The organism is Rhodovarius sp. (genome assembly GCF_040399605.1).
Classification (GTDB): Bacteria; Pseudomonadota; Alphaproteobacteria; order Acetobacterales; family Acetobacteraceae; genus Rhodovarius; species Rhodovarius crocodyli_A.
This window is the reverse complement of the sequence record NZ_JBBARU010000030.1, coordinates 1-20,476: the sequence shown is the minus strand read 5'-3', so window position 1 is coordinate 20,476 and position 20,476 is coordinate 1. Positions and strand designations below refer to the sequence as shown.

The 20,476-nt window shown below is 66.2% G+C and carries 18 protein-coding genes and 1 pseudogene; 11 read left to right on the top strand and 8 right to left on the bottom strand.

What is annotated here, in order from left to right; genetic code table 11:
* Positions 1-2: 2 nt before the first annotated feature.
* From ABWP84_RS09765 to yihA, 8 genes are all read left to right on the top strand, one after another.
* Entirely contained in the window at positions 3-947 is a 945-nt protein-coding gene (locus ABWP84_RS09765) for a tripartite tricarboxylate transporter substrate binding protein (RefSeq protein WP_353211834.1), read from the top strand.
* Between the two features lie 101 nt (positions 948-1,048).
* Positions 1,049-1,711 (top strand): enoyl-CoA hydratase-related protein, encoded by a 663-nt coding sequence (locus ABWP84_RS09760; protein ID WP_353211833.1) that lies wholly within the window; start codon positions 1,049-1,051, stop codon positions 1,709-1,711.
* A 26-nt stretch (positions 1,712-1,737) separates the two neighbouring features.
* Positions 1,738-2,415, top strand: coding sequence for an RraA family protein (locus ABWP84_RS09755; RefSeq protein ID WP_353211832.1), 678 nt, complete (start codon positions 1,738-1,740; stop codon positions 2,413-2,415).
* A gap of 111 nt (positions 2,416-2,526) precedes the next feature.
* Positions 2,527-2,661 carry a 50S ribosomal protein L34 gene (gene rpmH, locus ABWP84_RS09750; protein ID WP_353211831.1) on the top strand — a complete coding sequence of 45 codons (135 nt, stop codon included), beginning with the start codon at positions 2,527-2,529 and terminating at the stop codon, positions 2,659-2,661.
* Between the two features lie 2 nt (positions 2,662-2,663).
* Positions 2,664-3,065: a ribonuclease P protein component gene (rnpA, locus tag ABWP84_RS09745; RefSeq protein ID WP_353211830.1), complete on the top strand. Its 402-nt coding sequence runs from the start codon at positions 2,664-2,666 to the stop codon at positions 3,063-3,065.
* Positions 3,062-3,319, top strand: a complete 258-nt coding sequence (gene yidD, locus ABWP84_RS09740) for a membrane protein insertion efficiency factor YidD (RefSeq protein ID WP_353211829.1) — start codon at positions 3,062-3,064, stop codon at positions 3,317-3,319. Before rnpA ends, yidD begins: the two co-directional genes overlap by 4 nt.
* A 31-nt stretch (positions 3,320-3,350) precedes the next feature.
* The gene (yidC, locus tag ABWP84_RS09735; protein WP_353211828.1) at positions 3,351-5,081 is read left to right on the top strand and encodes a membrane protein insertase YidC; all 1,731 of its coding nucleotides are present in this window, start codon (positions 3,351-3,353) and stop codon (positions 5,079-5,081) included.
* On the top strand, positions 5,081-5,737 hold the full coding sequence (yihA, locus tag ABWP84_RS09730; RefSeq protein WP_353211827.1) for a ribosome biogenesis GTP-binding protein YihA/YsxC: 657 nt from the start codon (positions 5,081-5,083) through the stop codon (positions 5,735-5,737). The genes yidC and yihA overlap by 1 nt, the downstream gene beginning before the upstream one ends.
* A gap of 3 nt (positions 5,738-5,740) precedes the next feature.
* Here yihA and ABWP84_RS09725 read toward each other — a convergent pair whose 3' ends face one another.
* From ABWP84_RS09725 to ABWP84_RS09705, 5 genes are all read right to left on the bottom strand, one after another.
* Positions 5,741-8,833, bottom strand: a complete 3,093-nt coding sequence (locus ABWP84_RS09725; protein ID WP_353211826.1) for an efflux RND transporter permease subunit — start codon at positions 8,831-8,833, stop codon at positions 5,741-5,743.
* Positions 8,834-8,835: 2 nt separating this feature from the next.
* Complete coding sequence (locus ABWP84_RS09720) at positions 8,836-12,009, bottom strand: efflux RND transporter permease subunit (protein WP_353211825.1); 3,174 nt, start codon at positions 12,007-12,009, stop codon at positions 8,836-8,838.
* Positions 12,006-13,310 (bottom strand): efflux RND transporter periplasmic adaptor subunit, encoded by a 1,305-nt coding sequence (locus tag ABWP84_RS09715; protein ID WP_353211824.1) that lies wholly within the window; start codon positions 13,308-13,310, stop codon positions 12,006-12,008. Before ABWP84_RS09715 ends, ABWP84_RS09720 begins: the two co-directional genes overlap by 4 nt.
* A gap of 21 nt (positions 13,311-13,331) precedes the next feature.
* Entirely contained in the window at positions 13,332-14,741 is a 1,410-nt protein-coding gene (locus ABWP84_RS09710) for an efflux transporter outer membrane subunit (protein ID WP_353211823.1), read from the bottom strand.
* Positions 14,742-14,805: 64 nt separating this feature from the next.
* The gene (locus ABWP84_RS09705; protein ID WP_353211822.1) at positions 14,806-15,936 is read right to left on the bottom strand and encodes a M20 family metallopeptidase; all 1,131 of its coding nucleotides are present in this window, start codon (positions 15,934-15,936) and stop codon (positions 14,806-14,808) included.
* Between the two features lie 127 nt (positions 15,937-16,063).
* Between ABWP84_RS09705 and ABWP84_RS09700 the strand changes: the two genes are divergently transcribed.
* Genes ABWP84_RS09700 through ABWP84_RS09690 form a run of 3 tightly spaced genes read left to right on the top strand, consistent with a single transcriptional unit; the run spans position 16,064 to position 17,969 of the window.
* The gene (locus tag ABWP84_RS09700) at positions 16,064-16,474 is read left to right on the top strand and encodes a MaoC family dehydratase (protein WP_353211821.1); all 411 of its coding nucleotides are present in this window, start codon (positions 16,064-16,066) and stop codon (positions 16,472-16,474) included.
* A gap of 5 nt (positions 16,475-16,479) precedes the next feature.
* Entirely contained in the window at positions 16,480-17,049 is a 570-nt protein-coding gene (locus ABWP84_RS09695) for a TIGR00730 family Rossman fold protein (protein ID WP_353211820.1), read from the top strand.
* Complete coding sequence (locus tag ABWP84_RS09690) at positions 17,046-17,969, top strand: bifunctional riboflavin kinase/FAD synthetase (RefSeq protein WP_353211819.1); 924 nt, start codon at positions 17,046-17,048, stop codon at positions 17,967-17,969. The genes ABWP84_RS09695 and ABWP84_RS09690 overlap by 4 nt, the downstream gene beginning before the upstream one ends.
* Before the next feature lie 26 nt (positions 17,970-17,995).
* Here ABWP84_RS09690 and ABWP84_RS09685 read toward each other — a convergent pair whose 3' ends face one another.
* From ABWP84_RS09685 to ABWP84_RS09675, 3 genes and pseudogenes are all read right to left on the bottom strand, one after another.
* Positions 17,996-19,078 carry a glycosyltransferase gene (locus ABWP84_RS09685; protein ID WP_353211818.1) on the bottom strand — a complete coding sequence of 361 codons (1,083 nt, stop codon included), beginning with the start codon at positions 19,076-19,078 and terminating at the stop codon, positions 17,996-17,998.
* A complete protein-coding gene (locus ABWP84_RS09680) occupies positions 19,075-20,259 on the bottom strand; it encodes a glycosyltransferase family 4 protein (protein WP_353211817.1) in 1,185 nt (394 codons plus the stop codon). The genes ABWP84_RS09685 and ABWP84_RS09680 overlap by 4 nt, the downstream gene beginning before the upstream one ends.
* Positions 20,256-20,476 (bottom strand): annotated as a pseudogene (locus tag ABWP84_RS09675) (hypothetical protein); the annotation flags it as partial. The gene ABWP84_RS09680 and the pseudogene ABWP84_RS09675, both read right to left, overlap by 4 nt.

Genomic DNA, 20,476 nt, shown 5'->3' with positions numbered 1-20,476 from the left:
CCATGCAGCGCCGCCTCCTCCTGGCCAGCCCCGCCCTGGCCGCGCCTAGCTGGGGGCAAAGCCGCAGCATTCGGCTGATCGTGCCCTTCGCCGCTGGTGGTTCGGCCGATCAGACAGCGCGGATGATGGCCGAGCCGGTGGGTCTGGCGCTTGGCCAGACCATGGTGGTGGAAAACCGCCCCGGCGGCGGCGCCACGCTGGGCGCGCAGATGGTGGCGCGCGCCGCGCCGGATGGGCTGACCCTGCTCTACGGCACGCCGGGGCCGCAGATCATCAACCCCCATCTCATGCGCAGCCTGCCCTATGACCCGGTGGCCGATTTCGCGCCCGTGGTCAGCGTCAAACGGGCGCCGAATTTGCTTTGCGTGCATCCTGCGGTGCCGGCCGCGAATGTGGCGGAGCTGATCGCGCTGGCCCGGGCGCGGCCTGGGGCGCTGGCCTTTGCCTCATCGGGCGTTGGTGCCTCCAGCCATCTCGCCGGTGAGATGCTCAAATATCTGGCCGGGGTGGATATGTTGCATGTGCCCTATCGCGGCAGCGGCCCCGGCACCACGGAACTCATTGCCGGCAATGTGCAGATGTCGATCGACACGCTCTCCATCACCCTGCCACATGCGCGGGAGGGGCGGTTGCGCGCCTTAGGGGTTTCCACCCCCACACGCTCACCCCTGGTGCCGGCCATTCCGGCGATTGCCGAGACGCTGCCGGGCTTTGATGCCTCGCCTTTCAATTATATCGCCGCACCTGCCGGCACCCCGGCCGCGACGATTGCCCGGCTGAATGCCGGCTTCAACCAGGTGCTGGGTGACCCTGCCTTCCGCGCCCGGATGGCGGCGCTGGGCGAGGAGCCGATAGGCGGCACGGCGGAGGAACTCGCGGTCACCATTGCCGCAGAAAGCACGCGCTGGCGCGATGTGATTCGCGCGGCCAATATAAGGGCAGAATGACAATGGAATGCTTTTTGCTGGAGGTGGTGGACCACGTCGCCACCATCACCATGACCCGCCCGCCGGTGAATGCGCAGAACCGGCAGTTCCGCCATTAATGCGTGGCGCTGTTTGATGAATTGCATGACCGGGAGGATGTGCGCGCCATCATCCTAACCGGCGCCGGCCGAGCGTTTTCCGCCGGCGCTGATCTGAAAGAGCGGCCCAGCGCCGAGCCGGGCGTCTACCCTGCCCATAACCGGCTGGTGCGCGCCGCCTTTGATGCGATCATCGAATGCGAGAAGCCGGTGATTGCCGCGGTCAATGGTGCCGCCATCGGCGCGGGCTGCGTCATGGCCCTGTGCTGCGACATTTTGGTGGTGAGCGAGGATGCGTTTCTGTCGATGACCGAGGTGGATGTGGGCCTGGCCGGGGGCGTGCGGCATACGCTGCGGCATTTCAGCCCCTCAGATGCGCGCCTGATGATCTACACCGCGCGCCGCTTCACCGGCCCGGAGCTCTACCGGATGAATGCTGCGAGTTACTGTGTGCCGGGGGCGCAATTGCTGGCCACGGCGCAAGGCATCGCCGCCGAGATCGCGCAAAAAGTGCCGCTTGCCATTCGTGCCGCCAAAAAATCCTTTGCCACGACAGAAGAAATGCCGCTGCGCGACGGTTATCGTTTCGAGCAATCCCAGACCGTTGCCCTCTCCCGCACCGAGGATACGCGCGAGGCCCAGAAGGCTTTTGCCGAGAAGCGTGTGCCGGTGTTCAAGGGGCGGTAAGTTTTTACAATTCGAGGAGAATCAGCATGCCAACAGGCTTCGCCATCCATCGTCGCGACCGTGCGGTCAGCCCCGCCATTGTGGAGGCGTTTCGCAGCCTGCCGGTGGCCAATGTGAGCGATTGCATGTCGCGCATGGTCGCTGCCGGGCCCCGGCTGCGGCCGATGCATAAGGGCGCGCTCCTGGCCGGCCCGGCGCTGACGGTGAAGACGCGTCCCGGTGACAATCTGATGATCCATAAGGCCATTCAACTCGCCGCCCCGGGGGATGTGATCATCGTTGATGGCGGCGGTGACCTGACCAATGCGCTGATCGGCGAGTTGATGGCCAATTCCATGATCAAGGCGGGGGTCGCGGGTATCGTCATCAATGGCGCCATTCGCGATGCCGGTTGGATCGCGGCGCATGATTTCCCGGTCTATGCCGCCGGCGTCACCCATCGTGGCCCCTATAAGGATGGCCCGGGCGTGATCAATTGTGCCATTGCGCTGGATGGTATGGTGATCGAACCTGGCGATCTGGTCCTGGGTGACGAGGATGGCCTGGTCTGCGTGCCTTATGGAGAACTCGATTCGGTGCTCAAGGCCACCCAGGCCAAGCACGCGGCTGAGAATGTGCAGATGGCCAATATTCTGGCCGGCACGCATGACGGGGCCTGGGTGGATGCCAGCCTGCGCCGGCTGGGCTGCAGCGGGCTGGACTGAAAGGGCGGCGGCCAGCTTGACGAAGCCGGCCGCCCATCCCTATACACCCGCTCCTACCGGGGTGCCTTGCGCAGCCCGGCAATAATCTTTTGCCTATCCAGGAGTTGCACCGTGAAGCGCACCTATCAGCCATCCAAGCTCGTCCGGAAGCGCCGGCACGGTTATCGCGCCCGTATGGCGACCGTTGGCGGCCGCAAGGTTGTTGCCAATCGCCGCGCCAAGGGCCGCGCCAAGCTCACCGCCTGAGCATGTCATCCGGGGAGGCCATGTTGCCCCCTGAATCCAGACCAGGTGAATCCAGCCCCGCTGGAGGTCCTGCTTTCGGTCGTCTCAAGCGGCGGGCGGATTTTCTGGCCGTGGCGGGGCGTGGCCGCAAGCAGGGCCGTGGTGCCTTGCTTGTGCAGGTCCTTCAGCATGGCGAGGGACAGGTGAGGCTGGGGTTCACCGCCACCAAGAAATTGGGCAATGCCGTGGTGCGAAACCGGGCCAAGCGGCGCATGCGTGCAGCCGCCCGGGCCGAATTTGCCGCCAAGCCTGCGCAGGGGCATGATATTGTGCTGGTGGCGCGTGAGGCGATCCGTCAGAATAGCTTCGCCGATCTGTGTGAGGATTTGCGGGCCGCGCTCATCAAGCTGGGCCTGCCCCGATGAGCCTTGCCCGGCTGAAACAGCAAGACCCAGCCGTATTGCTGCTGCGTGGCGCGGTGCGGGCTTACCAGTACACTTTGCGCCCGTTTATCGGCGCGCATTGCCGCCATTACCCCAGCTGTTCGGAATATGCGCTGGAGGCTTTGTCCTCCCATGGCGCTATTCGCGGAACAGGGCTTGCGGTCGGGCGCATATTGCGCTGCAACCCCTGGCATAAAGGGGGGTACGACCCCGTGCCGCCATCCCACTCCCGCTGAACCTGCCAGCCACTCGATTGTAACGGACAACATGGACCAGAAGCGTCTGCTGGCGGCCATCGCCATCTCCATCGGCATCCTGCTGGTGTTCGATGTCTATAACCGCGCCAATCGGCCCGATATTGTGGCGCCCGCGCCGCAGGCCAGCGCGCCGGCGGGGCCTGCCGGCGTGCCACAGCCCTCCGCTCAGGCGCTGGGTGACAGCCTGACCGCTGCCACCGATGCGGCGCTGCCGCCCCCCGCGCGGGTGGCGGTGGAGAATGCCCGGGTGCAGGGCAGCATCTCCGCCCGCGGCTTGCAGCTCGATATGCTCACGCTGCGTGATTATAATGAGACGGTGGAGCCCGGTTCGCCGCTGGTGCGCCTGTTGAATCCGCGAGGCCGGACGGATGGCTACTTTGCCCAATGGGGCTGGACCGCCGCCGATGGCCGCACCCGCGTGCCCGATATCAACACCGATTGGCGCGTGGCCGGCGGGCCGCTCGCCCCGGGCCAGCCCGTGGTATTCGAGTGGGATAACGGCCAGGGCCAGATCTTCGAGGCCGAGATGCGGCTTGACCCCAATTATATGGTCAGCGTGGTGCAGCGGGTACGCAACACCGCCGCCGAGGCGGTGACGGTGCTGCCCTGGGCGCGCATCCGGCGCGAGCGCACGCCCCAGATCGCCGGCTTTTTCATCCTTCACGAAGGCTATGTGGGCGTGCTGGATGGGCGGTTGACCGAGGTCACCTATGATGCCGGCAAGAAGGAGGCGACGACGCGCCGTGGCCCCGCCTTCGAGGGCGAGAGCGCCGGCGGTTGGGCCGGCTTTACCGATAAATACTGGCTGACGGCGCTGATGCCGCAGGACCCGGCGACCCGGCTGCGGCATAGTTTCCGCCACATCTCCGACAATGGCGTCGATCGCTGGCAGGCTGATATTGCGCTGCCCGCACCGCAAAGCGTGGCGCCGGGTGCGACGGGTGAACTCTCCAGCCGGCTCTTTGCCGGTGCCAAGGAGGTGTTGCTGCTCGATGCCTATCGCAGCACGCTGAATATTCAGGATTTTGACAAGGCAATTGATTTTGGTTGGTTTTATTTCATTACCAAGCCATTTTTCTATGGAATTGACTGGTTGTTCAAGTTAACTGGCAATTTCGGTATCGCTATTCTTATCTTTACATTCGCGCTCAAGCTCCTCTTTCTCCCCTTGGCGAATAAGGCCTATAGCTCCATGGCCGGCATGAAGGTGCTAGGGCCGAAGATGACCGAGCTGCGCGAGCGCTATAAGGACGACCCGCAGCAATTGCAGCGCGAAATGATGGCGCTCTACAAGGCCGAGAAGATCAACCCCGCCTCGGGCTGTCTGCCGATATTGCTGCAAATTCCGGTGTTCTTTGCACTTTACAAGGTGCTGTTTGTTACCATTGAAATGCGGCATGCGCCGTTCTTTGGTTGGATTTTGGACCTTTCGGCGCCTGATCCGACCAACTTGTTCAATCTGTTCGGGCTCATTCCCTTTGATCCGCCGGCCTTCTTCCACCTGCCGGCCTGGGCGCTGATCATGGGCGTGACCATGTTCTTCCAGCAGAAGCTGAACCCACAGCCGCCGGACCCGGTCCAGGCCAAGATCTTCCAATGGATGCCGGTGATCTTCACCTTCATGCTGGCCAGCTTCCCCGCCGGCTTGGTGATCTACTGGTCCTGGAACAACCTGCTCTCCATGGCGCAACAATGGTGGATTATGCGCAAGCATGAGGCGAAGAAAGCAGCGAAGGCCTGATGGGATTATTGGAAGCACGGGATGATGAGGAGCGCGCGGCGCTGGTGGAGACCGGCCGTCTGCTCTTTGCCAAGCCCTGCGAGTTTTTCTTTGCCGCCCAGCGTATTGACCAATTGCCGCCGCCGGGCCTGCCCGAGATCGCGCTGTGCGGCCGCTCGAATGTGGGCAAATCCTCGCTGATCAACGCGCTGGTCGGGCATAATGCGCTGGCGCGGGTGTCTCACACGCCCGGGCGTACCAAGCAGTTGAATTTCTTCGATCTCGGTGGTCGGCTCGGCCTGGTGGACATGCCGGGCTATGGCTACGCCCAGGCGGCCAAGGCGGTGAAGGAGGATTGGCAGGGGCTAATGTTCGACTTCTTGCGCGGCCGCCCCACCCTGCGCCGGGTGCTGCTGCTGCTCGATGCCCGGATCGAGACCAAGGCGAGCGACGAGGCCGCCATGGGCCTGCTGAACGAGGCCGCCGTGGGCTTTCAGATCGTGCTGACCAAGGCCGATGACGCGAAGCCCTATTGGCTGGCGCAACGCCAACTTCAGGCGGCTGAACTGGTGCGCAAATACACCGCGGCCCATCCGCTGGTCATCACCACCAGCAGCGAGAAGGGCACGGGGATTGCCGATCTGCGGGCGGAATTGGCGACGCTGGCTGAGGAATAGAGCCTATTCCGCCGGCGCCGTCAGCATCTTCGCCCGCCTGCCACCGGCCAAATTCTCCAGCGCCAAATACACCACCGGCGTGGTGTAGAGCGTCAGTAATTGCGACAGTGCCAGCCCGCCGATGATCGCGATGCCCAGTGGCTGGCGCAACTCGCCCCCGGCGCCTGAGGCGAAGGCGAGCGGGATGGCGCCAAACAGCGCGGCCATCGTCGTCATCAAAATCGGCCGAAACCGCTCGCGGCAGGCTTCCAGTATAGCCGCCTCGCCCGGCTCGCCGCCGTCACGCTCATGCTGGAGGGCGAAATCGACCATCATGATCGCGTTCTTCTTCACAATGCCCATCAGCAGGATCACGCCGATGAGGGCGATGACGGTGAAGGGCGTCTTGGTCACCAACAGCGCCAGCAGGCAGCCAATGCCCGCCGTGGGCAGGGTGGAGATGATAGTGAGCGGGTGGATCAGGCTCTCATAGAGAATGCCCAGCACGAGATAGATGCTCAGCAGCGCCGCCAGGATGAGCAGCCCCTGGCCGGTCTGGAAATTGCGGAACACCCGGGCATTGCCGGCAAATTCGCCACGGATGGAGCCGGGCATTTGCACATCCAACTGCGCCTGCTCGATCAGCCGCCCCGCCTCGCCCAGCGCCACGCCTTCGCGCAGGTTGAAAGTGATGGTTGAGGCCGGGAATTGCCCCTGATGGGTGATGGCCAGCGGGGCGGCCGCGCGCTCCAGCCGGGCGAAGGCGCTGATGGGCACCTGCACGCCCCCGCGCCCGGGCACGAAGAGATGGTCGAATTGCCGCGGGTCCTCCGCCATGGCTGGATCAACCTCCAGGATCACCCGATACTGGTTGCGGGCGCGATAAATCACGCTGACCTGGCGCTGGGAGAAGGCGTTGTTCAACGTCTGGTTCACCGCCTGGAAGGAGATGCCCAGCCGTGCCGCCGCATCACGGTCCACCACAAGGCGTGAGACCAGCCCTGAGCGCTGCTGATCGGAGGAGACATCGGCTAGTTGCGGCAATTCCCGCAGCCGGCGCACCAATGTCTCGGACCAGCTTTGCAGTTCCGCCAAATCCGGCGCGAGCAAAACATATTGGAATTGCGCATTGCCTGGCCTGCCGCCGGCATTGATGTCCTGAATGGCGCGCAGAAACACCTGGGTGCCGGGCAGCGCCGCCAATTGTGGCCGCAGGTGGTTGATGATGCGCTCTGCCGTGGTGCCTGGCCGTTCGGAGATATTTTTCAGCGAGATGAAAAACCGCGCCGTCGTGGCCGAGGCATTGCCATTGCCACCACCCACCGAGCCGCCGAGCGAGGCCACCGCGGGGTCCCGGCCGATGATTTCGGTGGCCTGATTATAGATATCCACCATGGCGCGATAGGAGGTATCGGGTGCGGCCTGCACCACCCCCACAATCAGCCCGGTATCCTGCTGCGGGAAGAAATCCTTCGGCACGATGGTGTAGAGCCAGACCGTCACCCCCACGAGGCCCAGGGTGAAGACCAGCATCAGGCGGCGAAACCGCAGCACATGGCGCAGTGACCACATATAGCCCTGGATCAGCCCCTCCATGCCGCGCTCGAATTGCCGGCCGAACCAGCCATGCGGGCCTTCCTTCTCCGCACCCATCCGCGCTGCGATCATCGGCGTGACGGTGAGCGAGATGACGGCGGATATCGCCACCGCAATCGCCAGGGTGACGGAAAATTCGCGAAACAGCCGCCCCACAATGCCCGGCATGAAGAGCAGCGGGATGAACACCGCGATGAGCGACAGCGTGATCGAGACCACGGTGAAACTGATCTGCCGCGCCCCTTCGAGCGCTGCCGCCATCCGCCCCATGCCGCGCTCGCGCAGCCGGGTCATGTTCTCGATCATGACAATGGCATCATCGACGACAAACCCCACCGAGATGGTGAGCGCCATGAGCGAGAGATTGTTCAGCGAATAGCCCACCAGCCACATCACCGACAGCGTGCCCAGCAGCGAGAGCGGCACCGAGATGGCCGCCGCCACCACCGCCGCCCGGCGCCGCAGGAACAGCGCCACCACCGCCACCACCAGGATGATGGAAATGACCAGCGTGTGCTGCACCTCGCTCACCGAGGCGCGGATGGTTTGTGAACCGTCGCGGAGGGTATTGACCCTCACCCCCGCCGGCACCCAGCGCGCCAGGTCGGGCAGCAGGCGTTGAATGCCATCCACGACCTCGATCACATTGGCATCGGGCTGCTTGAAGACGACCATGATGACGGCCGGGCGGCCGTTAAACATGCCCGCCTGCCGCCGGTCCCGCACGCCCAGTTCCACATTGGCGATGGAGGAGAGGCGCATGATCGCGCCATTCTGCGCCCGCAGAACAAGGTTGCCATAATCCTCAGGCCGCTCGATCCGGTCATTGACCGAAATGGCGCCGCCTTGGACCATGCCCTCGATCAGCCCTGTGGGTTGGGTGATATTGGCGGTATTGATGGTGGAGCGAATGCTCTCCATCGAAATCCCGGCCGAGGCGGCGGCGGCAGGGTCCACCTGCACCCGCACCGCGGGCTGTTCGGCGCCGGTGACAATCACCTGCGCCACACCCTCCACACGGGCTATGCGGGGGGAGATGATGCTATCCACCGCGTCATAGACCGCGCCGGGTGCCAGGGTATCGGAGGTGACGGCGAGGATGAGCACCGGCGCATCGGCGGGGTTGGCGCGGCGGAAATTCGGTGGGTTGGGCATGCCGGCCGGCAGGTCCGTGCCCGCAGCATTGATCGCCGACAGCACATCCTTTGCCGCATCGCCGATCCTGCGGTTGAGGTCGAATTGCACGACTATGGCGGTATTGCCGAGTGAGGAGGTAGAGGTGAGTTCGGCCACCCCCGCAATCGCCCCCAGCCGCCGCTCCAGGGGGGCGGCCACCGATGAGGCCATCACCGCCGGGTCCGCCCCGGGTTGGCTGGCGGTGACCACGATGGTGGGCAGATCAACCCTGGGCAATGGCGCGATGGGCAGGGCGAAATACGCCACCATGCCTGACAAGGCGAGGCCCAGGGCCAGCATCATCGTGGCGATGGGCCTTTGGATGAAGAGGGCGGAGATCGACACCGTTACTCCGCCGGCGCGGTCTGTTCAGCGCCGCCCAGCCGCACCCGCAGCCGCTCCAGCGCCAGATAAATCACCGGTGTGGTGTAGAGCGTGATGACCTGGCTCAGCAGCAGGCCGCCGATCACCGAGACGCCAAGCGGCAGGCGCAATTCGCTGCCCGGTCCATTGCCAATAACCAGCGGCACCGCCCCCAGCAGCGCCGCCATGGTGGTCATCATGATGGGGCGAAACCGCAGCACGCAGGCCTCATAGATTGCCTCATCGGCGGAGCGCCCATGGTCGCGCTGCACCTCCAGCGCGAAGTCGATCATCATGATCGCGTTCTTCTTGACGATGCCCATCAGCAGCACGATGCCGATCAGCCCCACAACCGACAGGTCAAGCCCACATACCCACAGCGCCAGCAGCGCCCCGATCCCGGCCGAGGGCAGGGTGGAGAGAATGGTGATCGGGTGCACCACGCTCTCATACAACACGCCCAGCACCAGATAGATCACCACCACCGCCGCCAGGATCAGCCAGGGCGTGGAGGCGAGCGAGCGGTTGAATTCCGCCGCATCGCCGGAAAATTCGCCAGCCACGGTATCGGGCAGTCCCAGCTGCGCCCCGGCGGCGAGAATATCGCTCACGGCATGGCTGAGCGATATTCCGGGTGCGAGATCAAAGCCAATCGTCACCGCCGGAAACTGGTCCTGCCGCGTGATCGTGAGCGGCCCCGCGCGCTGGGTGATGGTGGCAATGGCGGCGAGGGGCACCTGGTAATTGCCCTGTGCGCTGGCCGAGGTGGCGCCCACCGTGGCACCCGCTGTCACCGTGGTGGCGGCAAATCCTGCACCTTGGTTGCTCACCGCACCTGGCACCCGGAGCAGGCCGATGAGGCTGGGGTCATCGCGTAATTCGGGGGTGGCTTCGAGGATCACCCGATACTGGTTGGTCTGGGCGTAGATCGTGCTGATCTGGCGTTGGCCAAAGGCGTCATACAGTATGTCATCCACCGCCTGCATGGTCACGCCCAGGCGTGCGGCCATATCGCGATCCACCTCCACATGCACCCGCAGGCCACTATCGCGCTGGTCGCTATTGACCTGGGCCAGGCTCGGCAATTCGCGCAGCGCCGCCAGCAGCCGCGGTGCCCATTCGCGCAGCCGTGCCGCATCTGAATCGGTCAGCGTGTATTGGTACTGCGTAGAGGTGACCCGTGCGCCGATCTGAATATCCTGCATCGCCTGAATTTGCGACACCACGCCCGGGACGGTGGCCAGCACCGGTGCCATTCGCGCTGCGATCTGCTGCGCCGAGGCGGCACGCTGGCCGCGTGGCTTCAGCACCGCGGTAATCCGGCCATTATTCTGCGCTGCATTGACCGTACCGGCGCCGGCAATGGCGGTTACCCCCGTCACATCGGGGTCTGCCCGCACCAATTCCGCCACCTGCAATTGCAGGGCTGAGAGCCGCGCGAAGGAGGCATCTTCCGGTCCCTCGGTGGTGATCACCAAAAGCCCGGTATCCTGTGCCGGCAAAAAACCCTTGGGCATGGCGATATAAAGCCAGATCGTGCCCAGCAGCGTGGCAAGACTGAGCCCTAGCATGAGCCATTCATGCCGCAGCACCCAGCGCAGGCTCGTGGCGTAATGATCGCGCAGCCAGTCAAAGCCGCGCTCACATTGCCGTGCCAGCCAGCCGGGTTGGTCCATGCCGGCGCTGCGCATCAGCCGCCCCGTCATCATCGGCGTCAGGGTGAGCGAGACCACCATGGAGACCACCACCGCCACACTCAGCGTGATGGCGAATTCGCTGAACAGCCGCCCCACCACACCGGGCATGAACAGCAGCGGAATGAACACTGCCACCAGTGAGACGGTGAGGCTGACCACGGTAAAGCCGATCTGCTTTGCCCCCTTGAAGGCCGCCACCAGGGGGTGCTCGCCATCCTCGATCAGGCGGACGATATTCTCGATCATCACGATCGCATCATCCACCACGAAGCCTGTGGCGATGGTCAGCGCCATCAGCGAGAGATTGTCCAGCGAAAACCCCCATAGCGCCATGATGCCAAAGGTGCCGATGATCGATAGCGGCAGGGCCACGCCGGGCACCAGCGTGGCGCGGGCGGTGCGCAGGAACACGTAGATCACCGCCACCACCAGAACGACCGAGAGCACCAGGGTGAATTGCACCTCATGCACCGAGGCGCGGATCGTCTCCGTCCGGTCCGCCACGACGCTGAGCGCGATGCCGGCCGGCAGGCCGCTTTGCAGCCGCTCCAACTGCTCGCGCACCCGGTCCACCGTCTCGACGATATTGGCCCCGGGCTGGCGCTGCACATCGAGCAGCACGGCGCGGCTGCCATTGAACCAGGCGGCGTTGAGGGTGTTTTCCAGATCCTCCCGCACCTCGCCAATATCGGCGATGCGCACAGGCGCGCCATTGCGCCAGGCCATGACCAGATTGGCAAAGCCAGCCGCTGTGCCGATCTGGTCATTGGCCATCACCGAGGAGGCCTGGCGCGGCCCATCCAGCGAGCCCTTGGGGCCGGCGAGGTTGGAAGCTATGACGGTGGAGCGGATATCCTCGAGCGATAGCCCATAGGCTGCGAGCCTGCGCGGGTCGCCCTGAATGCGCATCCCCGGCCGCATATTGCCCTGCACCGTCACCCGCCCCACCCCGGAAACCTGCGCCAGCCTTTGTGCCAGCAGGGTATCCGCGGCATCGGAGAGGCGGTGGATGGGTAGGGTGGTCGAGGTCAGGGCAAGGGTCATGATCGGCGGGTCGGCCGGGTTCACCTTGGCGTAGGTGGGCGGGTAGGGGAGGTTGAGCGGCAAGGTGCCGCGCGCGGCATTGATCGCTGCCTGCACATCCTGCGCTGCGTCATCAATATCGCGGCCAAGATTGAACTGCATGGTGATGCGCGAGGTGGCGGGGCTGCTCACCGAGATCATATCCACGAGGCCGGCGATCTGCGCCAATTGCCGCTCCAGCGAGGCGGTGATGAGCACCGCCACCGTCTCGGGCGAGGCGCCGGGCAATTGCGTGGTGACCTCGATGGTGGGGAAATCCACCTCCGGCAGCGCCGAGACCGGCAGCTTCAGATAACCGAACAACCCGGCCAGCAGCATGGACACCGCGAGGAGCGAGGTGGCCACCGGCCGGGCGATGAAGGGGGCGGAGACGCTCACGGCGCCGCCGGAGCGCCGCCGCCCGGCCGCGGCCCCCGCCTGCGCCCCTCGCCCACCGGTGGTGGTGCCACCGGGGCGGCGCGCACCGGCTCGGCCACAATCACCTCGGCGCCATTGGTCAGCCTGAGCCCACCCGAGGTCACCACCTGCTCACCGGGGGTGAGGCCGCGCAGCACCACCGCCTGGCTCGCCGTGATCAGCCCCAGCGCGAGTGGGCGCTGCTCCACCGTGCTGTCGGCCCGCACCACAAAGGCATAGGCGCCATCCGGCCCGCGCTGCACCGCGGCCAGCGGCACCGTCAGCGCCCCGCGCAGCAGGCCCAGCTGGATGCGCAGATTGATGAAGGCGCCGGGCCAGAGCATCCGGTCCTCATTGCCGAAGGTTGCTTTGAGCCGGATTGTCCCCGTGGTCTGGTCCACGATATTATCGGGGGTGAGCAGGGTGCCGCTGGCGCGCACCGTGCCATCCGAGGCCAGCGCCTGCACCACCACCGGCCCGGCCTGCATGGCGGTGATCACCCGTGGCAAATCCTGCTGCGGCAGGGTGAAGAGCACCGAAATCGGCGCCACCTGATTGACCAGCACAATGCCATTCGCATCACCGGCGCGGATGAGATTGCCCTGATCCACCCCGCGAATGCCCACCCTGCCATCAATCGGCGAGCGGATGGTGGCGAAATCCAACTGGGTGCGGGCGGTCTCTATCGTCGCATCATCGGCCTGAATTTGGGCCTCATATTGCGCCACCTGGGCGCGCTGGGTGTCGAGCTGTTGGCGGGAGGCGCCATTGCTGCGCGCCAACTCCACATAGCGCTGCAAATCGAGCCGGGCATTGGCCAGCAGCGCCAGATTCTGGGCGCGTTTGGCCTCGGCCTGGGCCAGGGCGGCGGCATAGGCGCGTGGATCGATCCGCGCCAGCACATCACCACGGCGCACCTCCTGCCCCTCGGTGAAGCCGATTTCCACCAAAATACCGTCCACCTGGCTGCGGATGGTGATGGAATTGAGCGCCTGCACCGTGCCCAGCGCCTCGACCAGCACGGGAATATCGGCCCGCGCGGCGGCAATGGCGGTAACCGGTACCGCACCCTGGAAGCGCCCACCGCGCCCGGCCGGGCGGGTGCTGGCTGGCGGTGCTGCGCCTTGGCCGCTCAATTGCGGCCAAAACCACCAGGCGGCCGCCCCGCCGCCCGCCAGCAGCAGCGCCAAAACCCAGGGCCAGCGCCGGCGGCGCCTGGGCGGGCCGGCGCTCAGCGCGGCCTCGCTCAGCTTTGGCTCAATCGGCATGGGGGTATCAGGCATGGGAGGTGGATATCCTCATCATCAGGCCCAGCCGCCGCCCAGCGCGCGGAACATCGCCACCGCCGCCTGCAGCCGCGCCAAGCGGATCACCGCCAGCTGGTCGCGTGCGGTGAAGACGCTTTGCTGGGTGTTCAGCACGGTGATCAGGTCAATGGTGCCGGCGCGAAGCTGGGTTTCGGAAATGGCATAGGCCCGCTCCGCGCTGCCCAGCGCCACGGCCTGCAAGGCCTCGCGTTCGGTTGTCTCGCGCAGCGCCACGATTGCATTCTCCACATCCACCAGCGCATTGACGATGGCGCGGCGGTAGAATTCCAGCAGCTCCTCGGCCTGGGCCTGGTTCAGCCGCAGCTGCGCCTGCAACTGGCCCTGCTGGAAGATGGGTTGGGTCAGCCCCGCCGCCAAGGAATAAAGCGCCGATCCAGGCCGCAGCAGGTTTTCCAGCAGCACATTCTGAAAGCCGCCGCTGGTGGTGAGCACGATGCTGGGCAGCAGGGCGGCGCGGGCCGCTTCAATATTGGCCTGGGAAGAGGCCAGCAGCGCCTCGGCCTGCCATAGGTCGGGCCGGCGCACCATCACCTCCACCGGCAAGCCGGGGCTGGGTGCGGGGAGTTGGACATCGCCCAGTTTCTGCTGTGGTGGCGCAATGTCATTGGGCAGGCGTCCGGTCAGCGTGGCCAGGGCATAGGTGTTCTGCTCGGCGATCAGCCGCAGCGGCGGCACGCCGGCGCGTAGCTGCGCCACCAGGGTGCTCTGCTGCGCCAGATCCAGCCCATTGGACGTGCCGGCATTAACCCGCTGCTGCAAGAGGGCCAGAATGCGCTCGGCGGAGGTGACATTGGCCTCCTGCACAACCAATTGCTCGCGGGCTGCCAGCACGGTGAAATAGGTATTGGCCACCGAGGCCTGGGTGGTGAGCAGCACCGCACCCAGCTCGAAGCGCGCCGCCTGGGCGGATTGTTCGGCCGCTTCCACGGCGCGGCGGTTGCGGCCCCAGAAATCCAGCTCCCAACTGGCCTGCAGCTGGGTCTGGAAGAATTCGCGCTGAATATAGCGGCTGCGGCCGGGGGTATTGGCCGCGGTGGCGGTTTGCGTCGGTGTTTGGGTGCGCGAGGTATTGGCGGTTAGGTTCCCGCTGGGCAGCAGCCGTTGACCGACAATGCGCAGATTGGCATCGCTTTGCCGGATTCGGGCCTCGGCGGCGCGCAGATCGAAATTGCCGCCCAGCGCGGCTTCCATCAGCGCATTCAATTCTTCGGAGCCGAAGCCGCGCCACCAGCTGGCATCGGGCCAGTTCGGTGGTGCGGGGGGGGCGGCGGCAAAGCGGCCGGGCAGGGCGATGCCCGAACCGGGCCCCGGCACCGCGGCGCAGCCCGTGGCACCCAGTACAGCAAGGCCCAGCAGGCCACGACGGGAAGGAGAGGGCGGCTTCATGCGGCGCAGTATACCTTTTTTGATCCTGCGTGACAGCACGCACCGCCCCTCGCCCGCGCCGGGCTCAAAGCCGGCAGAGCAGCTCCGCGATGGTGGCCCCGCGCGGTGCTAGGTCGCGCCAGCGGATATGCTCATCGGGCGCATGCGCGCCGTGGCCGGTGCAGCCCAGCCCGTCCAGGGTGGGAATGCCCATGGCGGCGGTAAAATTGCCGTCCGAACCGCCGCCGCGATGCTGCTTGGGCAGGTCATAGCCAAAGCCGGCGGCGATGCTTTTCGCCTGGGCATAGAGACCAAGGCCGGCCTCGCTTTCCACCATGGGTGGGCGGTTCAGCCCGCCTTCGACGGTGATGGTCACGCCATCATGCTCACCGGCCAGCGCCTTGATGGCGGCGATCACCTCCGGCGCCTGCTCGGCCTCGGCCACCCGGAAATCCACCCGGCAACCGGCATCGGGCGGGATGACATTGGGCCGCGTGCCGCCCCAGATCGGCGCCACATTGGTGGTGATGCCGCGCTCCAGATCGGTCATCGCATGGATCGCCAGGATAATTCTGGCCAGCGCCACCACGGCGCTGCGCCCCTCGGTCCAATTGCCGCCGGCATGGGCACTTTTGCCCTTCGCGGTGATGGTGAAGCCGCCAGTGCCCTTGCGCGCCGTCACCACGCAGCCATTGGGCCCGCCGGCAGGCTCGGGGATCAGCACGGCGGCGGCGCGCGCCGCTTCGGCCTCGATGATGGCGCGGCTGGTGGGGCTGCCCACCTCCTCATCAGGGGTGAGCAGCAGGGTGATCGGCCGATTGGTGGCCACGCCCTGGCGCAGGATTTCCCGCACCGCATGAAAGGCCAGGAAGCTGCCGGCCTTCATGTCATAAATCCCCGGCCCATAGGCGCGGTCGCCATCGACGCGAAACGGCATGTCCTTGAGCAATTGGCCATGATCCCACACCGTATCGAGATGGCCTGAAATCAGAATCGGCGCATTGCCGGTGCCGGTATTGGTGCGCGCGATGAGGGTATCGCCGCGGCCGCTATGGCCGGGCACGCGCTCAATGCTCGCCCCTGCGGCCCGCAGGCCCGATTCGGCCAGATCCACCAGCCGGTTCACCGCTGCCGGATCGGCGCTGGGGGTCTCTATCTCGACCCATGTCCGCAATTCCTCAAGCAAGGTCTCGCTGCTGGGCATGGCGATGGGCATGGGCGGGTTGTCCTTCATCAATGATGGGGGCCACGCTGCCCGCAGAATTCCCCGCAGCGCAAGCCATGGCGGTTTCGTCACTGGCGTTTCTGGATTACAGCAGGGTGAGCAAGACAGGGGCCAGCCGATGTTCTTCGAAGACCTTTCCGTGGGCATGACCGCCAGCTTCGGCAAGACCGTCAGTGAGGCGGATATCCTGATGTTCGCCGCCGTGAGCGGTGACACCAATCCGGTGCATATCAATGCCGAGGTCGCCGCCGCCTCGATGTTCAAGCAGCGCATCGCCCATGGCATGCTCTCGGCCGGGCTGATTTCCGCCGTGCTGGGCACCCGCCTGCCGGGCGAGGGCAGCATTTACCTGTCGCAAAACCTCAAATTCCGCGCCCCGGTCAAAATTGGCGATACGGTGACTGCCACCGTCGAGATCACCGCCCTCGACCCCGGCAAGAAGCGCGTCACCCTCAACACCACCTGCACCGTGGCCGGCAAGCCGGTGATCGAGGGCGAGGCCACCGTCATGGTTCCCAGCCGGGGCTGAGGGCGATGCAAGCGGTTTGCGTCTTTTGTGGCGCCTCGCCGGGGCGCGACCCGGCGCATGCGGCACTCGCCGCCGCCACCGGTGCTGCCATTGGCCTGCGTGGCTTGCGCATGGTCTATGGCGGTGGCCGTGCCGGGCTGATGGGTGTGGTGGCCGATGCCGCGCTTGCCGCGGGGGGGGAGGTTTATGGCGTCATCCCCCAGGCCCTGCGGGAGCGCGAATTGCAGCATACCGGCATCACCCGGCTCTCGGTCGTGCCCGATATGCACAGCCGCAAGGCGCAGATGAATGAATGGTCCGATGGCTTCATTGTGCTGCCCGGCGGCATTGGCACGCTGGAGGAGGCGGTGGAAATCCAGTCCTGGTCGCAACTCGGCTTTCATCGCAAGGGCATTGTCTATCTCGATGAGGATGGGTTTTGGGACCCGTTCTTCGCCCTGACTCAGCGCATGCTCGAAGGCGGCTTTCTGCGCGCCCCCCATCGCGCCATCGCGGTGCGGGCGCATGACCCTGATGCCGCTATCGACGCCCTGCTGGCCTGGACGCCCAGCACCGAAAGCCGCTGGCCGGCATGAGGGTGTTTTCCAACCTCGCTGGCCTGCCCGAGGCGGCGCGCGGCGCCACCGTGGCGCTCGGCAATCTCGATGGTGTGCATCTGGGCCACCGCGCCGTGCTGGCTGCCGCCCATCAGGCCCGCCCCGAACTCCCCCTGGCCGCGCTGACTTTCGAGCCCCATCCGCGCGAGCATTTCCGCCCCGATGACCCGCCCTTTCGCCTGACCCTGCTGCCCGCCAAGGCCAATGCCCTGGCCGCGGCCGGTGCCTCCCTGTGTTATGCGCTGCCCTTCGATGACAGTTGGGCGCATATGCCCCATGAGGTGTTTTTCCAGACCGTGCTGCGCGAGGGCATCGGCGCCGGACACTTGACCTGCGGGCCGGATTTCGCCTTCGGTCATCGCCGTGGCGGCAATGTCGCCTGGCTGCGTCAGGCTTGCGAGGAGGCCGGCATCGGCCTTTCCGTGGTGCCGCCATTGGCTGATTCCGAGGGCGTGATCAGCAGCAGCCGCATCCGCCGCGAATTGCAGGGCGGCTATCCTGAGCGGGCCGCCGCCCTGCTCGGCCGCCCCTTCACCGTGGTGGGCGAGGTGAGCCATGGCGATGCCCGTGGCCGAACCCTGGGCTTTCCCACCGCCAATGTGCCGCTTGGCCGGCATATTGAGCCGGCGCGCGGGGTTTATGCCGTGCAGGTTACCCTCGCCTCGGGGCAGGTCGTGCCTGGCGTGGCCAATCTCGGACGCAGGCCGACCCTGGGCGGCGACCCGATCTCCCGTATCGAGGCCCATTTGTTTGATTTTTCGGGCGATCTCTATGGTCAGGAGGTGAGCGTGGCGCTGCTGGCCTTCATCCGGGAGGAAAAGCGCTTCGCCGGGCTGGACGCCTTGGTGGCGCAGATTGCGCTGGATGCGGCGGCGGCGCGGCGGATATTGGCGGCCTGAATATAGGCCTTGCCGCCCATTCGCGCTCAGGTTGCGAGCAAGCCATTGATCAGCCCGGCATGGGCCTGGAACATCGCCTCCTCATCGAAGACCTGCTCCGCCCGGGCGCGATTGGCCCGGCCGATGGCGGCCCGCAACGCAGCATCGCGCAGCAGCGGGCGCAGCGCATCCGCCAGGGCGCGATCATCCAGTGCCGCCAGATAGGGCCGGTTTTCCGCTGAGAGCATGGCCGCCACATCGCCCACATCGGTGCTGGCCACCGCCAGCCCGCTTGCCATCGCCTCCAACACCGCGAATGGCATTTGCTCGGTGTCCGAGGAAAGGGCGAAGACATCCAAGGCCCGGCAGCTTGCCGCCGGGTCGGCCACATGGCCGAGGAAATGGGTGCAATCGGCGAGGCCCAGATTCTGCGCCAGGGCTTCCAGCGCCGGGCGTTGCGGCCCCTCGCCCATGATGGCCAGACGGAAGGCCAAACCCTGGCCGCGCAGCAAGGCGGCAGCGCGGAGCAGGCGCCCGATATTCTTCTCCGGCCGCAGCGCCGCTGCGGTGCCCAGCCATGGCCCCTCGCCGGGCGGCAGCGCGCCAGCCGGCCCTGGCCGAAAGCGCTGCAAATCAACGCCATTGGGCACCAACCGCAGCCCGCCGGGGGGCAGGCGCCACACCTCGCGCGCCATGCGCAGCAGGGTGGTGGAAGGCAGCACCGTCACGCTGCGCCGCAGCAGCAATCGGCGCGCCAGGACGCGGCGGCGCAATTGCCCGGCACTCTCCTCGCTGCCAAAGCCATCCTCGGCGTGCAAATGCGCCAGGCCCGGCACGCCGCGTGCGGCGATGGCCCAATCGAAGCTGCCCCAATTATTGGTCAGCAGCAGCGCAGGCCGCCATTGCCGCAATAGCCCCCAGGCGGCGGCAATGCCGCCAGCGGGTGCGGCAATGAGTTGGCAGGAAAGCCCCGGTGCGAGGCGCTGCGCACAGGCCAGATCACCATCCAGCGCCACCACCAGATGACGCCAGCGCCGGCCAAAGCGATTGGCCAGCGCCGCAAAGCGCACCTGCGCGCCGCCCACCGCGAAGCTGGGAAAGACATGCAGCAGCAGCGGTGGCGGTCTCATCCCATTGGCTCCGCATAGCCCGCCTCCTGGTGCCGGCGGGGTGCGCGTTGCTCTGCCATCGCCGCCTCTGCCAGCGCTACCACGCGGCGCGCCTGGCCGGCCCAGGTCATGTCACGGAGGATGACGTCCCGCCGCGCGGCATCGCCCAGCCGCCGGCGCAAAGGCGCATCGGCGGCCAGTGTGGCAATGGCGCGCCATTGCGCCGCCGCATCGCCCGGCGCGAAGAGCAGCGCGGTGCTGTCATGCTGCAGAAGTTCGCGCAGATTGGGCTGGTCCGGCGCCACGATGGCGCGGCCGGCCGCCATATATTCCAGCAGTTTCAGTGGGCAGGCATAGGGCACTGCGGCCGGCTGCAGGGCCACGTCAAAGCCGGCAATGAGGCCGGGCACCGCATGTCGCTCGGCCAGCCCGAGGAATTCGACCTGCCGCGTTATTCCCAATTCGCGCGCCAGGCTCTCCAATCCGACCCGCGCCGGGCCCTCGCCCACGATGCGTAACAGCATGCGGCGGCCTTCAGGGGCGGCGGCCAGGGCGCGCAGAATGCCCTCCAGCCCATGCCATTCGCGCAGGAAGCCGATGAAGCCCAGGATGACCGTCCCTTCCTCAGCGCGCGGGCGCGATGGCGGGAAATCCGCCAATTCAATACCATTGGGCACCACGGCGATGCGCGCCGGAGGCACGCCCGCTCGCGCCACATGCCCCGCCAGCACCGTGGTGACCGGCAAGACCCGCGTGGCCCGGCGCCAGACAAAGCGCTCGCTCTCCGCCGCTAGTTTTTTCCAGGACAGCCGCCCGAAACGCGCCCTTTCCTCGGCCAGTGGCGCATTCACCTCCAGCAGTAACGGCACGCCACGCTGCGCCGCAACCAGCGCGCCGGCCGGGTGGAACAGATTGGCCCGTTCATAGATCACATCGGGCGCGAAACGCCGCGCCGCACCTACCAGTCGCCAGGTTGCGGGCAGCGCATAGGCCATTTCGGCCAATTCACCCGCCCAGCCAGGCAAGTGCTCCCGAACCCAACCCAGCCAGCGGCTCGCGCCGCCCAGCCCGGCAGCGGCAAAGCCCGCCGGGCCCACCACCTCAACGGCATGGCCCTGGGCGCGTAGCGCCGCCACCATCGCCTCCAGATGCACCGCCTGCCCATCGCGCGAGCGGATGCGGTGGCTGTAGAGGATTTTCATGCCCGCATTCCATCCTCTGGCTGGACCATCCGACGAAGCAGGCGCTTGCCGCGGGCGGCACCCTGGCGGGCCAGTTCCAGCATGCCGGCCGGGTGCCATGGGTCGGTCACCATGACTCCGATGCGCTGCCGGCGCTCTGCCACCCATAGCTGCTTGTAGGCATCATCGCCGCGGCCGAAATCCAGCTCGCGAATGCCGTCAGTCTCGATCAATCCGC

Coding starts and splice junctions, on each gene's coding strand:
- yidC (WP_353211828.1), top strand. CDS start 3,351: ATGGACCAGAAGCGTCTGCTGGCGGCCATCGCCATCTCCATCGGCATC.
- yidD (WP_353211829.1), top strand. CDS start 3,062: ATGAGCCTTGCCCGGCTGAAACAGCAAGACCCAGCCGTATTGCTGCTG.
- yihA (WP_353211827.1), top strand. CDS start 5,081: ATGGGATTATTGGAAGCACGGGATGATGAGGAGCGCGCGGCGCTGGTG.
- rnpA (WP_353211830.1), top strand. CDS start 2,664: ATGTCATCCGGGGAGGCCATGTTGCCCCCTGAATCCAGACCAGGTGAA.
- ABWP84_RS09765 (WP_353211834.1), top strand. CDS start 3: ATGCAGCGCCGCCTCCTCCTGGCCAGCCCCGCCCTGGCCGCGCCTAGC.
- ABWP84_RS09680 (WP_353211817.1), bottom strand. CDS start 20,259: ATGAAAATCCTCTACAGCCACCGCATCCGCTCGCGCGATGGGCAGGCG.
- ABWP84_RS09710 (WP_353211823.1), bottom strand. CDS start 14,741: ATGAAGCCGCCCTCTCCTTCCCGTCGTGGCCTGCTGGGCCTTGCTGTA.
- ABWP84_RS09705 (WP_353211822.1), bottom strand. CDS start 15,936: ATGCCCATCGCCATGCCCAGCAGCGAGACCTTGCTTGAGGAATTGCGG.
- ABWP84_RS09695 (WP_353211820.1), top strand. CDS start 16,480: ATGCAAGCGGTTTGCGTCTTTTGTGGCGCCTCGCCGGGGCGCGACCCG.
- ABWP84_RS09690 (WP_353211819.1), top strand. CDS start 17,046: ATGAGGGTGTTTTCCAACCTCGCTGGCCTGCCCGAGGCGGCGCGCGGC.
- ABWP84_RS09700 (WP_353211821.1), top strand. CDS start 16,064: ATGTTCTTCGAAGACCTTTCCGTGGGCATGACCGCCAGCTTCGGCAAG.
- ABWP84_RS09755 (WP_353211832.1), top strand. CDS start 1,738: ATGCCAACAGGCTTCGCCATCCATCGTCGCGACCGTGCGGTCAGCCCC.
- ABWP84_RS09715 (WP_353211824.1), bottom strand. CDS start 13,310: ATGCCTGATACCCCCATGCCGATTGAGCCAAAGCTGAGCGAGGCCGCG.
- ABWP84_RS09685 (WP_353211818.1), bottom strand. CDS start 19,078: ATGAGACCGCCACCGCTGCTGCTGCATGTCTTTCCCAGCTTCGCGGTG.